General features: G+C 64.6%; 22 protein-coding genes. 8 read left to right on the forward strand and 14 right to left on the reverse strand.

Annotation, left to right across the window (positions count from 1 at the left end):
• Positions 1–31: 31 nt before the first annotated feature.
• A complete protein-coding gene (locus tag DW352_RS01410) occupies positions 32–733 on the reverse strand; it encodes an SDR family NAD(P)-dependent oxidoreductase (RefSeq protein ID WP_115687834.1) in 702 nt (233 codons plus the stop codon).
• A 9-nt stretch (positions 734–742) separates the two neighbouring features.
• On the reverse strand, positions 743–1,420 hold the full coding sequence (gene rpe / locus DW352_RS01415; protein WP_115687836.1) for a ribulose-phosphate 3-epimerase: 678 nt from the start codon (positions 1,418–1,420) through the stop codon (positions 743–745).
• A 239-nt stretch (positions 1,421–1,659) separates the two neighbouring features.
• Between rpe and DW352_RS01420 the strand changes: the two genes are divergently transcribed.
• The gene (locus tag DW352_RS01420) at positions 1,660–2,487 is read left to right on the forward strand and encodes an EF-hand domain-containing protein (protein WP_245434279.1); all 828 of its coding nucleotides are present in this window, start codon (positions 1,660–1,662) and stop codon (positions 2,485–2,487) included.
• A gap of 2 nt (positions 2,488–2,489) precedes the next feature.
• On the opposite strand, the gene DW352_RS01425 is transcribed toward DW352_RS01420, so the two are convergent.
• The gene (locus DW352_RS01425) at positions 2,490–3,449 is read right to left on the reverse strand and encodes a Na+-dependent transporter (RefSeq protein ID WP_115687838.1); all 960 of its coding nucleotides are present in this window, start codon (positions 3,447–3,449) and stop codon (positions 2,490–2,492) included.
• Positions 3,450–3,559: 110 nt separating this feature from the next.
• On the opposite strand from DW352_RS01425, the gene DW352_RS01430 reads away from it, so the two are divergent.
• On the forward strand, positions 3,560–4,807 hold the full coding sequence (locus DW352_RS01430) for an NAD(P)/FAD-dependent oxidoreductase (RefSeq protein WP_115687840.1): 1,248 nt from the start codon (positions 3,560–3,562) through the stop codon (positions 4,805–4,807).
• Positions 4,808–4,811: 4 nt separating this feature from the next.
• On the opposite strand, the gene DW352_RS01435 is transcribed toward DW352_RS01430, so the two are convergent.
• Complete coding sequence (locus tag DW352_RS01435) at positions 4,812–5,795, reverse strand: Bug family tripartite tricarboxylate transporter substrate binding protein (RefSeq protein WP_115687842.1); 984 nt, start codon at positions 5,793–5,795, stop codon at positions 4,812–4,814.
• A gap of 106 nt (positions 5,796–5,901) precedes the next feature.
• Here DW352_RS01435 and DW352_RS01440 point away from each other — a divergent pair, with 106 nt between their 5' ends.
• Positions 5,902–7,473 carry an FAD-dependent monooxygenase gene (locus DW352_RS01440; RefSeq protein ID WP_210209913.1) on the forward strand — a complete coding sequence of 524 codons (1,572 nt, stop codon included), beginning with the start codon at positions 5,902–5,904 and terminating at the stop codon, positions 7,471–7,473.
• A 124-nt stretch (positions 7,474–7,597) separates the two neighbouring features.
• Here DW352_RS01440 and DW352_RS01445 read toward each other — a convergent pair whose 3' ends face one another.
• On the reverse strand, positions 7,598–7,807 hold the full coding sequence (locus DW352_RS01445; protein ID WP_115687846.1) for a KTSC domain-containing protein: 210 nt from the start codon (positions 7,805–7,807) through the stop codon (positions 7,598–7,600).
• A gap of 47 nt (positions 7,808–7,854) precedes the next feature.
• Complete coding sequence (locus DW352_RS01450) at positions 7,855–8,844, reverse strand: P1 family peptidase (protein ID WP_115687848.1); 990 nt, start codon at positions 8,842–8,844, stop codon at positions 7,855–7,857.
• Positions 8,845–8,927: 83 nt separating this feature from the next.
• Here DW352_RS01450 and DW352_RS01455 point away from each other — a divergent pair, with 83 nt between their 5' ends.
• Complete coding sequence (locus DW352_RS01455) at positions 8,928–9,662, forward strand: cytochrome c biogenesis CcdA family protein (protein WP_115687850.1); 735 nt, start codon at positions 8,928–8,930, stop codon at positions 9,660–9,662.
• A 214-nt stretch (positions 9,663–9,876) separates the two neighbouring features.
• On the opposite strand, the gene DW352_RS01460 is transcribed toward DW352_RS01455, so the two are convergent.
• The 6 genes from DW352_RS01460 to DW352_RS01485 are packed head-to-tail and all read right to left on the reverse strand — an operon-like array spanning position 9,877 to position 15,362.
• Positions 9,877–11,019 carry a branched-chain amino acid ABC transporter substrate-binding protein gene (locus tag DW352_RS01460; RefSeq protein ID WP_115687852.1) on the reverse strand — a complete coding sequence of 381 codons (1,143 nt, stop codon included), beginning with the start codon at positions 11,017–11,019 and terminating at the stop codon, positions 9,877–9,879.
• 52 nt (positions 11,020–11,071) lie between these two features.
• Entirely contained in the window at positions 11,072–11,449 is a 378-nt protein-coding gene (locus DW352_RS01465; protein WP_425374629.1) for a DUF6867 family protein, read from the reverse strand.
• Positions 11,449–12,171 carry an ABC transporter ATP-binding protein gene (locus DW352_RS01470; protein ID WP_115687854.1) on the reverse strand — a complete coding sequence of 241 codons (723 nt, stop codon included), beginning with the start codon at positions 12,169–12,171 and terminating at the stop codon, positions 11,449–11,451. The genes DW352_RS01465 and DW352_RS01470 overlap by 1 nt, the downstream gene beginning before the upstream one ends.
• The gene (locus tag DW352_RS01475; RefSeq protein WP_115687856.1) at positions 12,168–13,076 is read right to left on the reverse strand and encodes an ABC transporter ATP-binding protein; all 909 of its coding nucleotides are present in this window, start codon (positions 13,074–13,076) and stop codon (positions 12,168–12,170) included. Before DW352_RS01475 ends, DW352_RS01470 begins: the two co-directional genes overlap by 4 nt.
• Positions 13,076–14,443: a high-affinity branched-chain amino acid ABC transporter permease LivM gene (gene livM / locus DW352_RS01480; RefSeq protein WP_115687858.1), complete on the reverse strand. Its 1,368-nt coding sequence runs from the start codon at positions 14,441–14,443 to the stop codon at positions 13,076–13,078. Before livM ends, DW352_RS01475 begins: the two co-directional genes overlap by 1 nt.
• A gap of 1 nt (position 14,444) precedes the next feature.
• The gene (locus tag DW352_RS01485; RefSeq protein WP_115687860.1) at positions 14,445–15,362 is read right to left on the reverse strand and encodes a branched-chain amino acid ABC transporter permease; all 918 of its coding nucleotides are present in this window, start codon (positions 15,360–15,362) and stop codon (positions 14,445–14,447) included.
• Positions 15,363–15,795: 433 nt separating this feature from the next.
• On the opposite strand from DW352_RS01485, the gene DW352_RS27040 reads away from it, so the two are divergent.
• A complete protein-coding gene (locus DW352_RS27040) occupies positions 15,796–15,963 on the forward strand; it encodes a hypothetical protein (protein WP_170153512.1) in 168 nt (55 codons plus the stop codon).
• 120 nt (positions 15,964–16,083) lie between these two features.
• Positions 16,084–16,977 carry a helix-turn-helix domain-containing protein gene (locus DW352_RS01490; RefSeq protein ID WP_162826709.1) on the forward strand — a complete coding sequence of 298 codons (894 nt, stop codon included), beginning with the start codon at positions 16,084–16,086 and terminating at the stop codon, positions 16,975–16,977.
• Positions 16,978–16,980: 3 nt separating this feature from the next.
• Here the strand turns inward: DW352_RS01490 and DW352_RS01495 are convergent, their stop codons facing one another.
• Positions 16,981–18,396, reverse strand: a complete 1,416-nt coding sequence (locus tag DW352_RS01495) for an MFS transporter (protein ID WP_115687863.1) — start codon at positions 18,394–18,396, stop codon at positions 16,981–16,983.
• 205 nt (positions 18,397–18,601) lie between these two features.
• Here DW352_RS01495 and DW352_RS01500 point away from each other — a divergent pair, with 205 nt between their 5' ends.
• A complete protein-coding gene (locus DW352_RS01500; RefSeq protein WP_115687864.1) occupies positions 18,602–19,132 on the forward strand; it encodes a hypothetical protein in 531 nt (176 codons plus the stop codon).
• 30 nt (positions 19,133–19,162) lie between these two features.
• Positions 19,163–19,303, forward strand: a complete 141-nt coding sequence (locus tag DW352_RS26600) for a hypothetical protein (protein WP_162826710.1) — start codon at positions 19,163–19,165, stop codon at positions 19,301–19,303.
• A 24-nt stretch (positions 19,304–19,327) separates the two neighbouring features.
• On the opposite strand, the gene DW352_RS01505 is transcribed toward DW352_RS26600, so the two are convergent.
• Entirely contained in the window at positions 19,328–20,401 is a 1,074-nt protein-coding gene (locus DW352_RS01505; RefSeq protein WP_115687865.1) for a flavodoxin family protein, read from the reverse strand.
• Positions 20,402–20,672: the final 271 nt, after the last annotated feature.

Raw genomic sequence — 20,672 nt, forward strand, 5'->3', positions numbered from 1 at the left:
TCAAAGTCGGCCAGCCATAGCCACCACGCACTTAGTTGCGTGGTACGAACAGGAAAGACAAGGGCGAGCGGATAATGAGCGTCGTCAGCCGCGCGAGCAGGGTCATGACGAATGGCTTGGTCGCCGTGAGCCGGGGCCGGTCGACGACGCCGAGGACGAAACGGGCCGCCGCGTCGGCGGTCATCAGCAAGGGCCGGAGCGGGGCGTCGGCCATCTTGGTGTCGACGAAGCCGAACCTGACGTTCGAGAGCTTGGGCTTGCGGCCGGCGAGGGCGCGTCCGAGACCTTCCCAGTAGCGCGAGATGCCGGCCTTCGAGGCGGTATAAGCGGGCGCCTGCGGCGACACCATCAGGTCGGCGATCGAACTCAGTCCGATGAAGTGACCGTGGTCGCGCGCGATCATGTGGCCGAGGACCACCTCGGTGGTGATCACGGCGGCCATCAGGTTCACGGCGAAGGTCTGCGTTTGCCGCGCGAGATCGTTCAGATCGAGGCGCGCCCCGATGCCGGCGCAATAGATGCAAAGGTCGATATCGGCGTGACGCGCGAGATAGTCATTGAGGACGTCGCGATAGCGCGGCTCGGTGACGTCCTGGACGATGTGGTCGTACCCCGCGGCGGCGATCGGCGCGGCGCGCCGCGAAATGCCGGTGACCTCATGGCCGCGCGCAAGCAACGCGCGCGTGGTCGCGAGCCCGATGCCGTCAGAATTGCCGATGACGAGCGCGCGCATAAGCGCGCTCTACGCCGCTTCTCCGCGCGCCAAGGCGGCGGCGTTGCGAATGGCGTCGATATTCGCCTTGTAGGCGCCGCCTTTGAACACGGCGGAGCCGGCGACCAGCACGTTGGCGCCGGCGCGCACGACCTCGGCCGCGTTCTGCGGCGTCACGCCGCCGTCGACCTCGATGTCGATCGGACGGGCGCCGACCAGCGCGCGCACGGCGGCGATCTTCTCCAGCGCGCCGGGGATGAAGCTCTGGCCGCCGAAGCCCGGATTGACCGACATGACGAGAATGAGATCGACCATGTCGATCACGTTCTCCAGGCTCGACACTGGCGTGCCCGGGTTGAGCGTCACGCCGACCTTCTTGCCGAGCGCCTTGATCGCCTGCAGCGAGCGGTGGATGTGCGGACCGGCCTCCACGTGCACGGTGATGATGTCGGAGCCGGCCTTGGCGAAGGCCTCAAGATATGGATCGCACGGCGCGATCATCAGATGCACGTCGAAGATCTTCTTCGAATGCGGGCGCAGCGCCTGCACGACGGCCGGGCCGATCGAGATGTTGGGCACGAAATGGCCGTCCATCACGTCGACATGGATCCAATCGGCGCCCGCCGCGTCGATGGCGCGCACGTCCTCGCCCAGCTTGGCGAAGTCGGCGGACAGGATCGACGGCGAGATGATGAGCGGACGGGACATGTCGGGGGCTCCTGAAGGAGTTCGGGTAACACGCTGGGCGGTAGGGGGCAACGCGCCGAAGTTCGCGCCCCTTCACCTTAACGCACCCGGCAAATCACGCGCGCATGCGGCAAATATTGCCGGCTTTTGCCGCCGTCGCGCACGCGTCCTTCGCAGGCGGCTGTGGAAAAGTAGAGGCAAAACAGGAGTTTTGCGATCGGTCGGCGTTGGTCCGGCCCTTGCTCGGACACGGTGGGGCGATGTCTGCCGGCCCGGCCGGCGCGCGCGAGGACTGTGTCATGTCTGCGGTGAGTTCAACCTCATCATCATCCGCACTATCGTATCTACAATCACTCCTGTCGTCGGGGCTCTCCCTGGCGACGGGCAACACCGATCTGTTCAACGGCCTCGGGCAGGCCGCGTCGAGCACCACCGGCAATGCCGGTGCCCCATCCGCCGCAAGCACCAGCGGTACCGGCAGCCTCTCGTCGCCGTTCCAAAGCGATACGCTGTCGGCCCTGCTGTCCCTGCAGGGCAGCAACAGTGCGGGCGGCGCGTCCGGCCTGTTCTCGCAGCTGGACACCGATGGCGACGGCACCATCAGCAAGTCCGATTTTGAGAAGGCGCTGAGCTCGTCCGGCGTCGATGCCTCGAGCGCGGACGCGATTTTCAGCAAGCTCGACCGTAACGGCGACGGCAGCGTCAGCCAGGGCGAACTGTCGAGCGCGCACGGGCATCACCACCACCACGGTGGCGGCGGTGGTGGCGAAGCGGAAGGTGCGTCAGGGCAAGGCGGTGGCCTCGAGTCGCTCCTGAACGGAACGGATGCTTCCGGTGCTACGACGCAAACGACGACCGCGGCCGATGGCTCGACGACGACCACCGTCACCTATGCGGACGGCAGCACGGTCACCTCGACCACGCCGGCCAAGGCGGCGGGCGGCGGGTCGTCCAGCGACAGCTCATCGAGCGATAGCGGTTCGTCCGGCAGCGGCAATAGCCAAGCGAGCAATCTGATCGAACAACTGATCAAGATGCAGTCGCAGTTGATCGGCCAGGCGACCTCGCTCGTCTCGACGATCGCCTGAACTCAAGGCGTGGAGACGCGCCGGCCGCGTTTGGCCAGCGCGTTCACCACGGCCGGCAACACGTAGATCGGCAACTGCACCAGCGCGAAATAAAACCAGGCGACGTCGGATATCGATGAGCCGAGCGCCGCCATCACCACACCGAGATTGCGGAAGGCGGCGCAAAAGCCGATGGCCATGCTGCGGTCGATGCCCACGCGGGCAAAGACCGCCGCGGTGAGGGCGAGCTGAGCGCAGGCGAGGGCCACGACGAAGCCCAGGATGCCGAGCGCGAACAACGGATCGGCCATCACGTTCCGCGGCACGTTCTCCATCGCGACGATAGCGAAGGCGAACAGCGCGATCATGTTGAGGCCGTCGATAGGTTGGCGCTGCTTCTCGATCCAGGCTTGGCCGGCCGTGCGACGGATCACGAAGGCGATCACGCCGGAGGCGGCATAGAAGAAAAACAGCTTTACGCCGAGACCGATCGGCGAGAACAGCGACGTGCCGAGAAAGAGATAGCTGAACGCGACGCTGGTGATGGGCGACAGCGCGCTCGAGACGATCAGGACCATCAGCGACAGCGCGACGTCGAGACCCATCAGCGCCGCGAACGCGGCGGAAGACGTCAACGGCGCCACAACCATGTGCAGGATGAGGAGGGCGTAAAGATCGGGGAACATGCTGCGCGCACCCGACAGTGCGTAGATCGAGCAGATCAGCAGCGGCAGCGCGACCATGACCCAGAGAGCAGCGGCCGCCGGCAGCGCCGGGGCGCGCAGATAACCACGAAACGCCTGCGGGTCCGTGCGCAGATAGGAGAACAGCAGCAGAATGAAGACGATTTCGCTGAGATACGGCTTCACATAGGCTGCGAGCTGCGGAACGGCGAGACCGAGGAAGATCGAGACGGCGAGCCCGCGTGTTCCCGTTCGACCGATCCATGACAGCGCGGCGACGAGCGTGTTCAGGATCGGCATTCGGGGTGGGTCTCCGGCGCAGGTGCGGCTAAAGGGTCATAGCGTCTGCAAGCGATCCAATCCATATTTAAAAGCCGGCTAAATCGCATGGCGAGTGGAGACTTTTCAGCATGGCTCGGACCGATGCCATTGTTCTCGGGGCCGGCATCGTCGGCACGTCGGTGGCGCTGCATCTCGTCAAGCGTGGGCTTTCCGTCGCGCTGGTCGACCGTGGTGGCGTCGGCGAGCAGACGTCCTACGGCAATTCCGGTGTGATCGAAGGGTCGACGATCCTGCCTCCGGCCTTTCCATCCTCGTTCGGCGCGCTCATGCGGGTCGCGCTCAAGCGCGCGAGCGAGGCGAATTATCACTTCTCGTTCCTGCCTAAGGCCGCGCCGTGGCTGTTCGCCTTCCGCGCTGCATCGCGGCCCGACCGCATTGTCGAGACGGCGCGGCTCAACCGGCCGCTGTTTGCGCGCGCGGTGCCCGAGCACGAGGCGTTGATGGCGGAAGCGGATGCGACGCACCTCTTGCGCAAGACCGGGTGGATGAAGCTCTATCCGGACAAGGCGTCGGTGGCCGCGCTGCAACCGGAATTCGACCTCGCCGCCGAGTTCGGCCTGCCGGTCGCCAAGCTCGATACGGCCGGCGCGCTCGAACTCGAGCCGTCCTTGCGGCCGGTGTTCGAGCAGGCGGTGTTTTGGCCCGCCGCGGCGAGCATCAGCAATCCGCTCGCGCTCACGCGCGCTTACGCCAAACGTTTCGCCGCGTTGGGCGGCGTCACGGTGAACGGCGATGCACGCTCGCTGCATCGCATCGGCAATCGTTGGCGGGTGGAGGCCGACGAAGGCGGTGTCGACTCCGCGCAGGTCGTGGTGGCGCTCGGGCCGTGGGCGCCCGATCTCCTCGAGCCGATGGGACTGAAACTGCCGATGGGCTTCAAGCGCGGTTATCACCGCCATTTCCAGGGTGAAAACGGCGCGACGCTCAAGCGGCCGGTGGTCGACGTGGCCTCCGGCTATCTCATCACGCCGATGGAGCAAGGCATCCGGCTGACGACCGGCGCTGAGTTTGCGGCGCGCGATGCGGCGCCGACGCCGGTGCAGTTCGAGCGACTGATGCCGCGGGCGCGTAGTCTGTTCGCGCTCGGCGAGCGCGCCGACGACAAGACCTGGCTGGGCAGCCGGCCATGCTTCCCGGATTCACGTCCGGTGATCGGCCGCGCGCCGGGGCTGTCCGGCATCTGGCTCGCCATCGGTCATGCGCATTGGGGCCTGACGCTCGGACCGCCGACCGGCAAGCTGATCGCGCAGATGATGGCGGCCGAGACGCCGTTCTGCGATCCCGCCCCGTATGGCGCCGAGCGCTTTCTTCGCTGACGTGTCAGCGCTGGGCGATACCGGCCTGCTTGCCGACGTCGCGCCATTCCTTGATCTCGGAGTCGATCATCTGATCGAACGCCGCCGGCGTGGTGGCCGTTGCGGTCAATCCCTGCACTTCGAGCTTCTTCATGACGTCGGGATTTGTCAGCGTTTCGCGCAGGACGCCGTTGAGCCGCGCGATGACATCCGGCGGTGTCTTCGCCGGCGCCAGCATGCCCACCCATTGCAGCGCCTTCACGCGGGCGAAGCCTGCCTCCTTCAAGGTCGGCACGTCGGGGAATTGCGGGTTGCGCGCGTCGCCGCCCCAGGCGAGGGCGCGTAGTTTGCCGGCCTTGATTTGCGGCGCGGAGAGCTGTGTCGACAGCACTGCGAATTGCGTTTCGCCCGAGATCAGCGACAGCACCGACGGCGCGCCGCCGCGATAGGGCACTTCCAGCATCTTGATATGCGCTTCGAGGCTGAACAGTTCCGTCACAAAGTGCGACTGGCTGTCGGTGCCAGGCGTCGCGTAAGTGAGCTTGCCTGGTTGCGACTGGGCCAGCTTCACGAAGTCCTGCAGCGTCTTCGCTTCGACGTTGTCGTTGACGACGAACAGCATCGGGTCGCGCGCCAGCAGGCCGACGGCGGCAAGATCGCTGTCGGGATCGTAGGGCAACTTCGAGTTCGTCGCCGGAATGACCGTATGCGACGACGCGACCACGAGCAGCGTGTGCCCGTCAGGCGGCGCCTTCGCGACATACTCGCTGCCGACAATGCCGCTCGCGCCGGCGCGGTTCTCGACGATGACCGGTTGTCCGAGCTTCTCCTGTAGATAGGGCTGCACGATGCGCGCAACGTTGTCGTTCAAGCCGCCAGGGGGAAACGGAACAATGAGCCGGATGGGACGTGTGGGAAACGATTGCGCACTGGCCGTGTTCGCCACCGCGATGACGATCAATGTTACAGTTAGCGCCAGCAAATTTCGCAATGCCGAAATGATGGTCACGTTTCCATTCTCCCGCGCGCACGTTTATTGATTTTTCTTGGGGTCGCATTTGAGACTATCACGATAGCGACGCAAGCGAGTCGTGCTCGGCAATGGGAATGCAATTGTGGACAAACACGTTCAGGTGATCATCGTCGGCGGCGGTCCGGTCGGATTGGCGCTGGCGATCAGTCTCGGCTCGCGCGGCATCTCATGCGCGTTGATCGAAAGCCGAACCGAGATGCATAAGATCCCAAAGGGGCAAAATCTTACGCAACGGACGCTCGAGCACTTCTATTTCTGGAACATCGTCGAGGAACTTCGCGCCGCGCGCTTGATGCCGCGCGGGCATGCCATCGGAGAGATCACGGCCTACGGCAATCTCATGAGCGAGTATTGGCACGCTCCGGCGGGGCGCGAGCTCGTGCGGCCGTACTACTTCCAAGACAACGATCGGATGCCGCAATATCAGATGGAGGACGTGCTGCGCCGCAAGGTGGCGAGCATGTCGTCCGTTGACGCGTTCTGGGGCTGGACGGCGGTCGAGGTTGCGCAGGATGCGAATGGCGTGCGGGCGACAATCGCCAAGGACGGCGCCCGTCAGGAGTTGAGCGCCGACTACGTTGTCGGCTGCGATGGAGCGCGGTCCCTGGTGCGCAAAGCGGCCGGCATCGAGCGCAGCGGCACGGACTTCGACAAGCTGATGGTGCTGGTCGTGTTCCGGTCGCGCGAACTGCACAAATTGTTCGAGCGCTTTCCAGACCGGTCGACGTATCGCGTCATGCATCCGGAGTTCGAAGGCTATTGGCAGTTCTTCGGCCGTATCGATGTCGGCGAGAGCTTCTTCTTTCACGCGCCCATCGCGCGCGACAGCGATCGCGACAACTTCGATTTCCGTCAACCGCTGTACAAGGCGGTCGGCGCGGAGTTCGCGGTGGAGTTCGATTACACGGGCTTCTGGGAGCTGCGCAACGCGGTGGCCGACCACTATCGCGCCGGCCGCATGATCATCGCCGGCGATGCCGCGCACAGCCATCCGCCCTACGGCGGCTTCGGTCTCAATAACGGCCTCGAGGACGCGGTCAATCTCGGCTGGAAGCTGGCGGCGCGGCTGCAAGGCTGGGGCGGTGACACGTTGCTCGATTCCTATTCGCTGGAGCGCCAGCCGGTGTTCCGCGACGTGGCCGAGGATTTCATTGCCGACCGCATTCGCAAAGAGGCGGACTTCCTCAATCGCTACAATCCGGCGAAGGACAAGGCCGCCTTCGAAAAAGCCTGGGCCGCGCATGAAGGCGATCTCGGCCTCCGCGTGCGGTCTTACGAACCCAATTACGAAGGCTCGCCCGTTGTGGCCGGGCCGCCGAACGGCAAGTCGGGGGCGCATGGCAATCACGCCTTCGAGGCGCGCGCCGGGCACCACCTCGCGCCGCAGCTTCTTTCCTCAGGCCGCAATACGTTCGAGGAATTGGGCGAGGGCTTTACGCTCTTTGCCTTTGACTCGGCCGATGGTGTGAGATTTCAGGAAGCGGCCGCAGCGCTCGCGGTGCCGCTGAAAGTCGTTGAGGATGGCAGCCCTGATGCGCGCCAAGCCTACGGCTGTCGCATGATCCTGGTGCGGCCGGATCAGTTCATCGCCTGGACCGGCGACGCTGCGCCTGCCGATCCGCTCGCGCTGATGCGCAAGGTCGCCGGGCGTTAGCGTCGGGGTCGCCACATTCAACGCTCATTCCCGTGCAAGCGGGAATCCAACCGGCTCCAATAAGTTTGAATTGCCGCGCTGGGTCCCCGCTTTCGCGGGGACGGGCGGATGTCTTCAAGGGGCTTTACGCAGGCGCCGCGGTGATTTCGCGGAAGGGATAGCGGTCGCGGATGTGTGTATTGAAGTACGTGCCTTTCGAGGACGCCTTGCGGAATATCGCCGCGACCTCGGCGGGCACGGCGAAATAGCGATAGATGCGGCCGCTGACGAACACCACGGTGAGCGTGGCGTGGTCGGTATCGTAGTCAAATCCCGCAATCACGCTCGACGGCATGGCGCGTCTCCTCCGCACGGACAACGCGCCGCGCCGGGTTTCGTTCGTCAGCCGAATTTGTCCTTCCAACTTGGCAGCGCGCCGCGGAAGGGCAGGGGCGTGGCCTCGTACACGCCGCGGGCGATGGCGCGGGCCAGCACATTCGCGGCCAGCGTACCGAGTTCGCTCAGCGCATAGATCGGCTCGGGCAATGGCTTGCGGCCGACCGACATCGCGAAAACGATGTCGCCGTCGAGCGGCGTGTGCACCGGATAGATCGCGCGCGACATTCCGTCCTGCGCCATGATCGCCAGCCGCTTGGCTTGCGATTTGGTCAACGCCGCGTCGGTCGCGACCAGGGCGATGGTGGTGTTTTCGCGCACTTGGCCCTTGCTGCGAAAGGCGAGCGCATTGGGCGGCATCTTCGCCGGCCAGCCGCGGCCGCCGAATTCCTTGTTGTGCTCGTAAGGCGCCGCCCAAAAATGCGGGCCGCTGCCGATGGTGACATTGCCGGCGGCATTGGTCGCGACGATGGCGCCGACGGTGAAGCCGCTCTGCGTCTTGGCCGAGGCGGAGCCCAGGCCGCCCTTCAGGGTGCGGGTGGTGGCGCCGACGCCGGCGCCGACGGTACCGAGTGCGAAATCGGCGCGGGCGTTCTTGGCCGCCTCGTAGCCGAACTCGCGATACGGGGCGTAACGTCCCCAGTCCTTGTTGCCGCCGGCCAGGAGGTCGAACAGGATCGCGCCCGGCACGATCGGCACCACCGCGTCGCGGATGCGGAAGCCGCGCCCCTTTTCGCGCAGCAGCGCCTGCGCGCCGGCGCCGGCCTCCAGGCCGAAAGCGGAGCCGCCGGACAAGGTGACCGCGTCGATGTTGTCGACGGTGTAATCGGGTTCGAGCATCGCGGTTTCGCGGGTGCCCGGGCCGCCGCCGCGAATATCGATGCTGCCGATCGTCGGCTTGTCGAACACGATGACCGTGGAGCCTGAGCCGAGCGCCATGTCGCCAGCATGGCCGACGCGGATTCCCGGAATGTCGGTAATGAGATTGCGTGTCATGCGTTCAAGCTCTTATCACAAGTGTGCCATCGCCGTCACGGGAACCTTGCCATCGCCACAGTTGCCGGGGCATGTAGCGGCGCATGAACGGTGACGTTACTTACCTCGCGGCTCTCGTGGCGGGCTTGGTCAGCTTCCTGTCTCCCTGCGTTCTGCCGCTGGTGCCGCCTTATCTCATCTTCCTGGCCGGCACCTCGCTGGAGCGCTTCGCGGACAAGGAGCCGGAGCCGCGCGTCAAGCGCGAGACCGTGCTCGCGGCGGCCTTGTTCGTGCTTGGCTTCTCGACCGTGTTCGTGGCCTTGGGCGCGAGCGCCAGCGTGATCGGCTCGCTGATCCGCGCTTATTCGGGGCCGCTCGCGATTGTCGCCGGCGTCGTCATCATCGTCATGGGCCTGCATTTCCTCGGCCTGACGCCGATTTCCCTGCTGCACCGGCAAAAGAAGCTGGAGGTGACGAAGCCTGTCGGCTTGTGGGGCGCCTATGTCATCGGGCTCGCTTTTGCTTTCGGCTGGACGCCATGCATCGGGCCGATCCTGGCCGCGATTTTGGCGGTCGCCGCTTCGGAACAGACGGTCGCCAAGGGTGCGAGCCTGCTCGCGGTGTATTCGTTGGGACTCGGTATTCCGTTCATCGTCGCGGCCTTCGCGATCGAGCCCTTTGCCGGCTTCCTCGCCCGCTTCAAGAAGCACCTGCGCCGCGTCGAGCAGGTCATGGGCGGCCTTTTGGTCCTCACCGGCATCGCCTTTCTCACCGGCAGCATCACCGATGTGAGCGTGTGGCTGCTCGATATGTTCCCCGCGCTGGGGAAGATCGGGTAGGGCTTTGCTCCGGGCGCACGACATTTGACCCGTCACCCTGAGGTGCTCGCCGAAGGCGATCCTCGAAGGGCGACGGGGCCGTTCATCCTTGGAGGCTCGCGCGCGAACGCGCGCTCGCACCTCAGGATGACGGAGAGAGATTGCGGCGAACCTTGGCGTCAAAGCAAAAAAAGCCCGCCATTTGGCGGGCTTTCGTATCCAGTTAAGCCGAAGCTTATTTCACATTCGTGCAGTCGGAGCCGGGGCACTCGACGTAGGTGATCTTGCCGCTCGGGTCCTTCTTCCAGACATACATCACGTAGTCGAGTTTGGTGATGTCGCCCTTCTTGTCGAAGGCAAGATCGCCCAGCACGGTCTTGAACACCATGCCGGAGTGCATCTTCTCGGCGACTTTCTTCGGGTCGAGCGAGTTCGCCGCTTCGGCCGCCTGCTTGATCACCTGCACGCCGGCGTAAGAGTAGAGCGTGTAGGCCTCCGGCTCGATCTTCTTGGCGCGGAATTCTTCGACCGCCTTGGCGGCGGCCGGATTTTTGCGCGCGTCGGGGCCGTAGGTCATCAGCGTACCTTCGACACCAGGGCCGCCGACGGACGCGAACTCGTCGGCCGTGATGCCGTCGCCGCCCATCAGCGGGGCCTTCACACCCTGGTCGCGCATCTGGCGCACGACGAGGCCGCCTTCGGTGTAGAGACCGCCCCAATAGACGAGGTCGGCGCCCGATTGCTTGATCTTGGACACCAGCGCCGAGAAGTCCTTCTCGCCGGTGTTGACGCCTTCATACAGCACTTCCTTGATGCCGCTCTTGTTGATCGTCTTTTTGGTCTCGTCGGCGAGGCCTTTGCCGTAGGTCGTCTTGTCGTGGACGATGGCGATCTTCTTGTTCTTGAAATGCTTGACGATGTAGGCGCCGGCCACCTGGCCCTGCTGATCGTCACGGCCGCAGACGCGGAAGATGTTCCACATCTTGCGCTCGGTCACGGTCGGGTTGGTGGACGCCGGCGTAATCGCAAGGATGCCGTTTTCCTGGTAGACCTCGGACGAGGGGATCGTGACGCCGGAGTTGAAGGCGCCGATCACGAACTTGACGCCGTCGGCAGCGAATTTGTTGGCGACCGAGACACCCTGTTTCGGATCGGCCGCGTCGTCGCCGAACTGCAACTCGACCTTTTTGCCAAGGATGCCGCCGGCGGCGTTGACGTCGGCGACGGCCTGTTCGGCGCCGTTCTTGAGCTGAGCGCCGAACGAGGCGCTCGAACCCGTGATCGGCCCTTGCATGCCGAACTTGACCTGGGCGGAGGCCGACCCGGCTGCCGCGATCGCAAAGCCTAATGCAAGGCCGAGCGTGCTGATCCTCTTCATCGCTTTTCCCCTCTCATAAAGCCGGCAAGAAAATCCCTCGGCCGATCCTACGTCACGACGGCTTGCGGTGCCAGCGCAGCAGGCCGCCGCTCTCGTTGATCCAGCCATATTGGGTGATCATCTGGGCGACCCGGGCGGTGCGGAAGCCGAGGAAGGAGAATCCCATGCAGATGGCTGTATCGACTGCATAATAATGTGCCGACAGCAGCGTGCCACCGAACACGCTGTAATGAATGAATCGGATGCCGAGGCCGAGCAGCAGCGTGTAAAGGACGATTTGCCACGGCCGCCGCCATGTCAGGGCGATGGCGCGGCCGGTCAGCCATCCGGCGGCGCCGCCGAGGATCAGCGTCACCAGCACGAAGACCGCAAACGAATCCTCTTCATAAAGAAGGACCGGCAACGAGAATGCGGTGGCGACATCGCCCATTATCGTCCGCCCTCCAGATAGGCCGCTTTGATTTCAGGCCGGTCGAGCAGTTCGGTGCCGCTGCCGGACAAGGTTATCTGTCCGTTGACCATGACGTAGCCGCGATGCGCGAGCTTGAGCGCATGATAGGCGTTCTGTTCCACCAGGAACACGGTGAGGCCATGCTCGGCGTTGAGCATCTTGATGGCATCGAAGATCTGCCGGACGACGAGCGGGGCGAGTCCGAGCGAGGGCTCGTCAAGCAAAAGCAGGCGCGGGCGCGCCATCAGCGCGCGCGCGATCGCCAGCATCTGCTGCTCGCCGCCCGAGAGCGTGCCGCCGCGCTGGCCGATGCGCTGCTTGAGCCGCGGAAACAGCGTCAGCACGCGCTCGAGATCGTGTTCGAATGCGTTTGCCTCGGCGACGGTGGCGCCCATCTGCAAATTCTCGAATACCGTCATGCGCGAGAAGATGCGGCGGCCTTCCGGCGACTGCGCGAGCTTGAGCCGCGCGATCTCGTGTGTCGGCAGATGCGTAATGTCGCGGCCATCGAACACGATCGCGCCCTCGCGCGCGCGCGGATTGCCGCAGATGGTCATCATCAATGTCGACTTGCCGGCGCCGTTGGCGCCGATCAGCGTGACGATCTCGCCGTCGTTGACCTCGAGATCGACGCCCTTGAGCGCCTGCACGCGGCCATAGAAGGTCTTCACGCCGCGCACGGAGAGGAGCGGCGAGGTCATATCCCCACCTCCGCCTCTACCTTGGCGACGTCCTTGTCGGGGACGCCGAGATAGGCGGCGATCACCTTCGGATCGTTGCGCACCTCGTCGGGCGCGCCGTCGGCGATCTTCATGCCGTAATCGAGCACCACGACGTGATCGGAAATCTCCATCACCACCGACATGTCGTGTTCGATGAGCAGTATCGACAGACCGTGCTCGTCGCGGATCGACAGCAGCAGTTCGTTGAGCTCGGCGCTCTCGTGCGGATTGAGGCCGGCAGCCGGCTCGTCGAGGCACAGCAGCACGGGATCGACGCACATCGCCCGCGCGATCTCGAGCCGGCGTTGCGCGCCGTAGGGCAGGTCGCCCGCGGGGTCGTCGGCGCGGGCGAGGAGGCCGACGCGATCGAGCCAGGCCCTCGCCTTGTCGATGGCCGCGCGCTCGGCCGCCGCGAAGGAGGGAAAGCCAAGCACGCCGAGCAGCGTATAGCCCGAGGCGAGCATCAGGCGGTTGTGCTGGGCGACCATCAGGTTCTCCAGCACGGTCATGCCGGCGAACAGGCGGATGTTCTGGAAGGTGCGCGCGACCCGCGCCTCCTGCGTGACGAGATAGTCCGGCATGCGCTCGAGCAGGAACAGCGCGCCGTCCTCGCGCGTCAGGCTGCGCTTGCCGCTGTCGGTCAGTGTATCGAGGCCATCCCACACCGTGGGCGCGCCATGGCGGAGCGCGAGCCGGCCTTCGCTGGGTTTGTAGAAGCCGGTGATGCAGTTGAACACCGTCGTCTTGCCAGCGCCGTTCGGGCCGATCAATGCCGTGATCTCGCCGGTGCGTGCCTCGAAGGACAGATCGTCGACGGCGACGAGCCCACCGAAGCGCATGCGTAGATGCTCGATCCTGAGCAGGATGTCGGACGCCTCAGCCATCAGCCGCGACCCTCACCGACGAGATCGGACGAGATGGCTTTGCGCTGCTTGAGGAACACCGAGGGCTCGCGCGTCGAGATGAGGCCCCGCGGCCGCCAGATCATGATCAGCGCCATCGCGAAGCCGAACAGCAGCATGCGGTACTGCGTCGGGTCGAAGGTCGGGCCGAAGATCGTCTTGAGAAAATCCAGATCGCGCATGATCTCCGTGCCGCCGATCATGGCGACGGCGGCGATGGCGACGCCGATCTGGCTGCCCATGCCGCCGAGCACGACGATCGCGACGATGCTGGCCGACTCCATGAAGGTGAAGGAGTCGGGCGAGATAAAGCCTTGCCGGGCGGCGAAGAAGGAGCCGGCGAAGCCCGCGAACATCGCGCCCAGCGCGAAAGCCGTGAGCTTGGTATTGGTGGTGTTGATGCCGAGCGAGCGGCAGGCGATCTCGTCCTCGCGCAGCGCTTCCCACGCGCGGCCGACCGGCAGACGCCGCAGCCGCACGGTGACGAAGGCGGTGAGCAGCGCGAGCGCGAGAATGAGATAATAGAGGAAGATGGTGCGGTAGACCGGCGAGAACTCCAGCCCGAAGACGGCCGCGAAGCCGTCGTCATCGGCGTTGAAGGGGATGCCGAAGAATGTCGGGCGCGGGATGCTCGATATGCCGGCGTAGCCGTTGGTGAGGTCGACGAAATTGATCAGGACGATGCGGATGATCTCGCCGAAGGCGAGCGTCACGATGGCGAGATAGTCGCCCCGTAGTCGCAGCACCGGAAAGCCGAGCAGCACGCCCCAGAACGAGGCGAGGACGCCGGCGATCGGCAACAGGATCCAGAAGGACAGCCCGAATTCCTTGGCGAACAGCGCATAGGAGTAGGCGCCGACGGCGTAGAAGGCGACGTAGCCGAGATCGAGCAGGCCGGCGAGGCCGACGACGATGTTCAGCCCCCAGCCGAGCATGATGTAGATGAGGATCTGAATGCCGAAATTGTCGAGCCATTTCACCGCGCTGCCCCAACCGGCGGTGAAGATCACCAAAGGCGGATAGACCAGCACGAAGCCGACGGCGAACGGGACGAACCACCGGCCGACGGCGCCGCGCCAAGCGGCCGGCGCGGCGGCAGGTCTGCGCGCGCGTGCGGCGAGCCGCGGCGCAACGAACAGCGCGTAAGCAAGACGCCCGAAACCGATGACCGCGACGATCGAGAACAAGAGCGGCCAGCGCGTCGTCAGCACCAAATTGTTGCTGAAGTCCTGGACCGTCAGGAAGCCGATCAGGGGCAGGAACAGCGCGAACGCCAGCAAGGCGGTGAGTCCGGCGTCCTTCAAGGCGCGGCCGACATCCACGCGCGTTTCGTCCGCGTGCGTCGCCATGTCAGACTTTTTCGACATCCGGACGGCCGAACAATCCCTGCGGCAGGAAGATCAGCGTGATGGCGAGCACCGAAAAGGCGGCAACGTCCTTGTAGTCAATCGAAACGTAGTTCGACCACATGGTCTCGATCAATCCGATCAGAAGGCCGCCGATCACCGCGCCGGGCAACGAGCCGATGCCGCCGAGCACGGCGGCGGTGAAAGCCTTCACGCCAGGCGTGAAACCGTCGGCGAAGCTCACGACGCCGTAGTTCATCAGGTACAAGGTGCCGGCGATGGCGGCGAGTGCCGCCGCGATGACGAAAGTGGTCGATATGGTGCGGTCGACATCGACGCCGACAAGCGCGGCCATGCGCTGGTCCTGCTCGCAGGCGCGTTGGGCCCGGCCGAGCGAGGTCTTGGCGACGATGTACCAGAAGCATCCGAGCAGCACGGCGGTCACCGCCCAGATGATGAGATATTTGTAGGGCAGCGTGACGTTGAAGTCGTTCTGCCGCAGCAATACGAACTCGCCCTGCACCAGCGGTGAGATGGATTTGTTGCGCGGTCCCTGGGTGACCTGCACGAAATTGGACAGGAAGATCGACATGCCGATCGCCGAGATCAACGGCGCCAGGCGGAATGAGCCGCGCAACGGCCGGTAAGCCACGCGCTCGATGGCCCAGTTCACCAGGGCGGTGAACAGCATCGCCACGATGAGGACGAGGAACAAGGTCAGCGCGATGGAGGACAGGCCGACCCAGGTCGTCAGGAACAGGAGCGCGATGAGCGCGATGAACACCGACACCATGAACACATCGCCATGGGCGAAATTGACCATGCCGATGATGCCGAACACCATCGTGTAGCCGAGAGCGATCAGGCCGTAGATCGAGCCGAGCGTGATGCCGTTGATGAGCTGCTGGAGGAAGACTTCCATCCCGTCCCCTAAAGGCCTTCCCAGGTCGCCCGGCTGACAACCAATGATGTCATAGGCTTAACAGGGCCTTGGGGGAGCGGCAATCGTCCTCTGCGGGCTTGTTATCAAGTCGCAGCCCGCGCGGTGCGCGGGCTGCCTCGATGACGCCGTGCGGTCGATGTGCGGCGGTGCGATGACGCTCTAGTGCAGACCGCCGAACACCCAGATCAGCAGCAGAAGGGGGAGCGGCACTCCCAGCAGCCAGAGCAGCATATAGCGTCCCATGTCGTTAGCCCCTTTTGTGTCCGAAGGACGTTTTCCATGGGATAAGGAACACGGGCGGGCAGCGCTGGTTCCCAATGTTTTGTCGCCAACAAAACCGGGAACGTCGGGGCGAGGCCGCGCGTTGACATGCTGCGAAGGCCGGGGAGCGCAATCCACGGAAGGAAGTGCCATGCAGCAAAATAAACCCACGCAGCAGTCGGGCCAGCAGAACCAAGGCGGCCAACAAGGCGGTCAGCAGGGCGGCGGTCAGAAGCCTGGGCAGCAGCAGCAGGGTCAGCCGGGCCAGCAGCGGCCTGGACAGGGCGGGCAGCAGGGTGGTCAGCAAGGCGGCCATTAATGCGGCCGTGATCGACGGTTGAATTTTTCAGCGAGAACGAGGGCTCCGCCTGGCGGCGGGGCCCTTTTGTTATCCACGGGGCTCGTTGGCCGCCCCGGCGTGGTCGCCTATGCTGCCGCCATGACAGCGACGGCGCTCCCTCTGTTTCATCTTTACGGCGATCCGCCGGACGACGCCGCGTTCGATTTCATCCATATCGAAACCATCGCGTCGCGCTCGTCGGTGCACGATTGGACGATTCGTGCGCATCGCCATCGCAACCTGTCGCAGATCCTGGTGATCGAGAAGGGCGGCGGCGAGATGATCTTCGAGACCGCCACCGTGCAGTTCGCCGCGCCGACCGCCATCCTCGTGCCGGCCACCGCCGCGCACGGCTTCCGTTTCACGCCGCAGGAGACCGACGGCTGGGTGGTGACATTCACCGACGACGTCGCCGATGTCCTGGGCGAACAATCGTCCGGAGAAGCCTTGAAGCGGCTCAAGGCGGTCGCGGCCGATCCCCTGGTGCCGCTCTACAACGCCGCGGAGGCCAGGCGGTTGTCGGCGCTGTGCGCGGACTTGCACGAGGAAGGCGCCGTGGCGCGCGAAGGCTATCGGCTGGCGATGCGCGCGCTGCTCGCCCTCATCGCGATCGAAGTCGTGCGGCTGGCCGCGAGCCGCGCGCGCACCGGCGCCGTGACGCTGACGCGCGCCGATGCGCAGGTCGAGGCGTTGCGCGGTCTGATCGAGCAGCATTTCCGCAAGGAGCGGCTCATCAGTTTTTACGCCGCGAAGCTGGCGATGACGCCGGATCGTCTCAACGATCATGTCAAGCGCGCAACAGGCGTCACCGCGGGCCATCTCATCCGGCAACGCGTGCTCACCGAAGCGAAGCGTCAGCTCGTGTTCACGGGCCAGGCGATTCACGAGATCGCCTATGATCTTGCTTTCTCCGACCCGTCGCACTTCACGCGCTTCTTCCGCAAGCAGACCGGCGTGACGCCGCAGGTGTTTCGCGAAGGCCGCGGCGGGTAGGCATCACGCGCCTCTCGCCTCGAGCGAATGGCGCCGGATGCAGGCGAAGGCAAGCGCGGCGCCGAGCATCTCACCTATGCCGCCGACGGTAAGAGCCGCTCGCAGGCCGGGCAGAAAGCCGGCGCCGGAGGCTGCCTCCTGTCCGGCGTAGGCCGCGAAGATCGCTCCCAAGATGGCGACGCCGAACGTTGCACCGATCATGCGCGCGGTGTTGAGGAGGCCCGAGGCCGTGCCGGCGCGAACCGCCGGCACGGCGGCGACAGCGACGCCATTGACAGGGGCGGTATTGAGTCCGAGACCGACCCCCACGACGAACAGCGCGATGCCGATGACCATCATGCTCGTCGCCGGCCCAATCTCGCCGAGGACAAGCGCGCCGGCGGCCATGCAGGCCATGCCGGTCGTCATGACGACGCGCGGGCCAAAGGCATTGGTCAGGTAGCCGACCAGTTGCGATACGATCACGAAGCTCAGGGACATCGGCAACAGGGCGAGACCGGCCTCGAACGGCGTCGCGCCGCGCACGGTCTGGAAGTAAAGCGGCATCAGGAACAGCAATGCATACATGCCGAACGTCATTAGGCCGGCGATCGCAAGCGCAGCCGCGAACACCGGATCACGCAGAAACTCGAGCGGCAGCAATGGACCCTCGGTGCGCGCCTCGACCCACACCAGGAGCGTCAGTGCGATGAGGGCAGTTGCCCCAATCGCCAGGATGAGCGGTGACGTCCAATGCCAATGGCCGCCCTCAATGGCGGCGAAGGCCAAACCACCAAGGCCGGCGATCGCCAGCAACTGACCCGGGATGTCGAGGTGGCGTTCGCGCGGATCGGCGCTCTCCTTTACCGCGTGATAGGTGAGCGCCACGGCGACCATGCAGATCGGCAGCGCCAGATAGAATATGCTGCGCCAGCCGATGCTGTCCACGAGCCAGCCGCCGAGCGTCGGGCCGATGATAAAAGCAAGTCCGTTGCAACTGGCCCAGATGCCGAGGGCGTGGGCGCGTTCTTCCCTGCCGGGATAGGCGATCGTCAGCAGCACCAGTGACATCGGCAGGGCGAAAGCCGCCCCCAGGCCGCTGACGATGCGGCCGAGAATGAGGACCGTCGCTGACGGCGCCAAAGCGCAGATGAGAGTTCCCATCGCGAACAGCGCGATGCCAGTCACAAAGATGCGCCGGCGGCCGTACAGATCGCCCAGTGTGCCGCCCGTCAGCAACAGGCTCGCATAGACCAGATTGTAGGCGTCGATCACCCACTGCATGGCGCTCACGCCGGCGTGCAAATCGATCGCGATGCTTTTGAGCGCGAGATTGACCACGGACGTGTCGATCTGTGCGAGCAAAACGCCGAGCGACGTGGCGATCAGGACGAGGCTTGGCCGCGTGGGCGCGACCGTATGGTTGGGCATGGCGCTCATGCAAGTTCCCGTGCTGCGTGCAGTTATTTGTTAACCCTGAACTAGTGACGCGCATGTGGAAAACCCACCCGTTTTCTGCATTTTACGCGCTAAGGCTTGCTCCGCGTTGTGGTTAAGCGCCTAACAAGTAAGGTAAAGAATTGGTTTCTTTTGTAATCGGCGGTTGAAACGCTTACGCGTTGAGACGGCTCAGGTGGAGGAACATATGCGCAAATTTTCGGGCGCCAGCACGGCCATCGTGATCGCGATCGCTCTCTACTTCACGCTCGTCTGGGGTTACGACGCGGTGCGTGTTTTAACTTCGCCGAACTACGGTCTCGATGAAGTCTGGCGGTCGGAATACGTGTTCATCGTCGGCCGCATGTTGGGGCTCGATCCGGTCGGTCTCCTTAAGGTCGCGGCGTTCTTCGGCGCGGTGAAGCTTGTCGTGGCGGGCGCCTGCGCCTGGCACATCGTCGATCGCGTCCGCGCGCTGATCCGCGGCACGGCGGACGCCGACGTGCTGGAAGGCGCGCTGATCATCATCGTGGCGATCGGCATCATGTCGGCGGGTCTGGCGGCGCGGTCCGGCAACGGCGAGATCGTGCGCGAATACGCGATCCAGCTTGTCCTGGCCTGTCTTGCCACGGCGCTGTGCATCGCCGAGCGCAGCAAGACGTATAGCGTGAGCGAGGTCGATAACGCTGAGTCCGAGAGCGAGACGGGCGCCTATTCCGGCCCGGCGATCCATCCCTGATCGCGGGTTGCAGCACCGGGGCGCACGACCATGCCGACGCTGGACCGCATCATCGCCATGCTCATGCTCTGGGGCATCCGGGGTGCGCTGGCATGGTTCATCGCTTATGAGTACACGACGACCGTACGCGAAAAGCTCGAAGTCGTGACGCGCGCCTTGTCGAAAATCTGAAATCGGGCACCCGGCTGCGCTCACTCATTTCGGCCGCGGATCCTTGAGGCGCCGGTCCGGCGGCTTCAACTCGCCATTCCGCAATTGCTTCACCGCCTGAACGACCGCGCGCGCCACGTTGCGCACGTCCTCCTGCGTCGCTGTCTCCTTATCGAGATCCTCGTGGCTGGTGGCGTAAGGTCTGAGATAGCCGATGTAGCGGTCGACGTTCGAAAGGTGTCCGGCCGCAACGAGGCCGATGTCTTCCAGCCAGTCGCCGAGGATGCGCCTGAGCGTGTCGGCGCCGGCCGCGTCGCCGTGGACGAACACGCCGAAGGTGCGTCCGGCGAGATGGCGTGGATAGGACCAGCCCGCGAGCTCAAGCTGCTTTGCTTCCTGCGCGTTCTTACCGTGAGTCGATGTAGGATCGGGATTGCCGCCGTCGGCGCAGACGAGCCGGTCCATCATCAGCTTGAATGCCGACGAAACCTGATACCAGTTGACCGGCGACACGATTATGACGCCATGCGCGGCGACCCACCTCGGATAGATCTCGTTCATCCAGTCATTGTTCTGCTGTAAGCCGTGGTTCGGATAGCAGGAGCACGGCCAGTGACAGAGCGGCATTGCCGTCGAGACGCACGACTTGCATGGGTAGATGACGCGGTTGAACTCGGAAGCGAGCACCGAGAGATTGAGGATGTCGCATTCAAAGCCCGGCTCGTCGCGGATGATCTCGTCGGCCGTTTCCAGCAGCCGCCAGCTCTTCGACATTTCGCCGGGGCAGGTATGCTCGCTGCGTGTCGATCCGTTGATCAGCAGGATGCGGGAGGGTCCGGTCGCATCTTCAAAGCGTCGTTGCGCATCCTTGATCGCCGCCTGGGCGTCCAGCCACTCGATCGACATGTCGTAATCGGGATCGGCAAAGCCGGGGCCGGCCTTGACGGTTCGCGGCGCCTTGCGGTTGTGGCTGTAGGCGTCCCAGGCGGCGTTGGCGACTTTCTCCAGCTCGACGGTGAGCGGTTCGAAGGCGGGATCGTAGAAGCGTGACAGATATCTTTTCTTGAACTCCGCCTCGTCGAGCTTGACCGGCGGCATGCCCTTGCGGACCTCGACCATGAGCGTCTCCGTGCTGTCGGGTCACCAACGCACGAAGACGCCAAAAGGATAGGGCGCGTGCTATTTTGCCTTGCCCAATGTCGGCGAAGCTCCGGCTGCGCAGGGGCCGGTACGACGCCGCCCACTGTCGTCAAAGTGCCATGCGCGCTGGATAAAGTACGAAGAACAAAAGGGAAATTTGCGGCCGCCGCGCGCAATTGTATCGAGATGGCGTTTATGGATTTGAGCGGAGCGAGCCTCTTTCGACGCTCACGCCGGTGCATTGAGTCTG

The sequence above is a fragment of the Pseudolabrys taiwanensis genome (assembly GCF_003367395.1).
In the GTDB taxonomy this organism is placed as follows: Bacteria; Pseudomonadota; Alphaproteobacteria; order Rhizobiales; family Xanthobacteraceae; genus Pseudolabrys; species Pseudolabrys taiwanensis.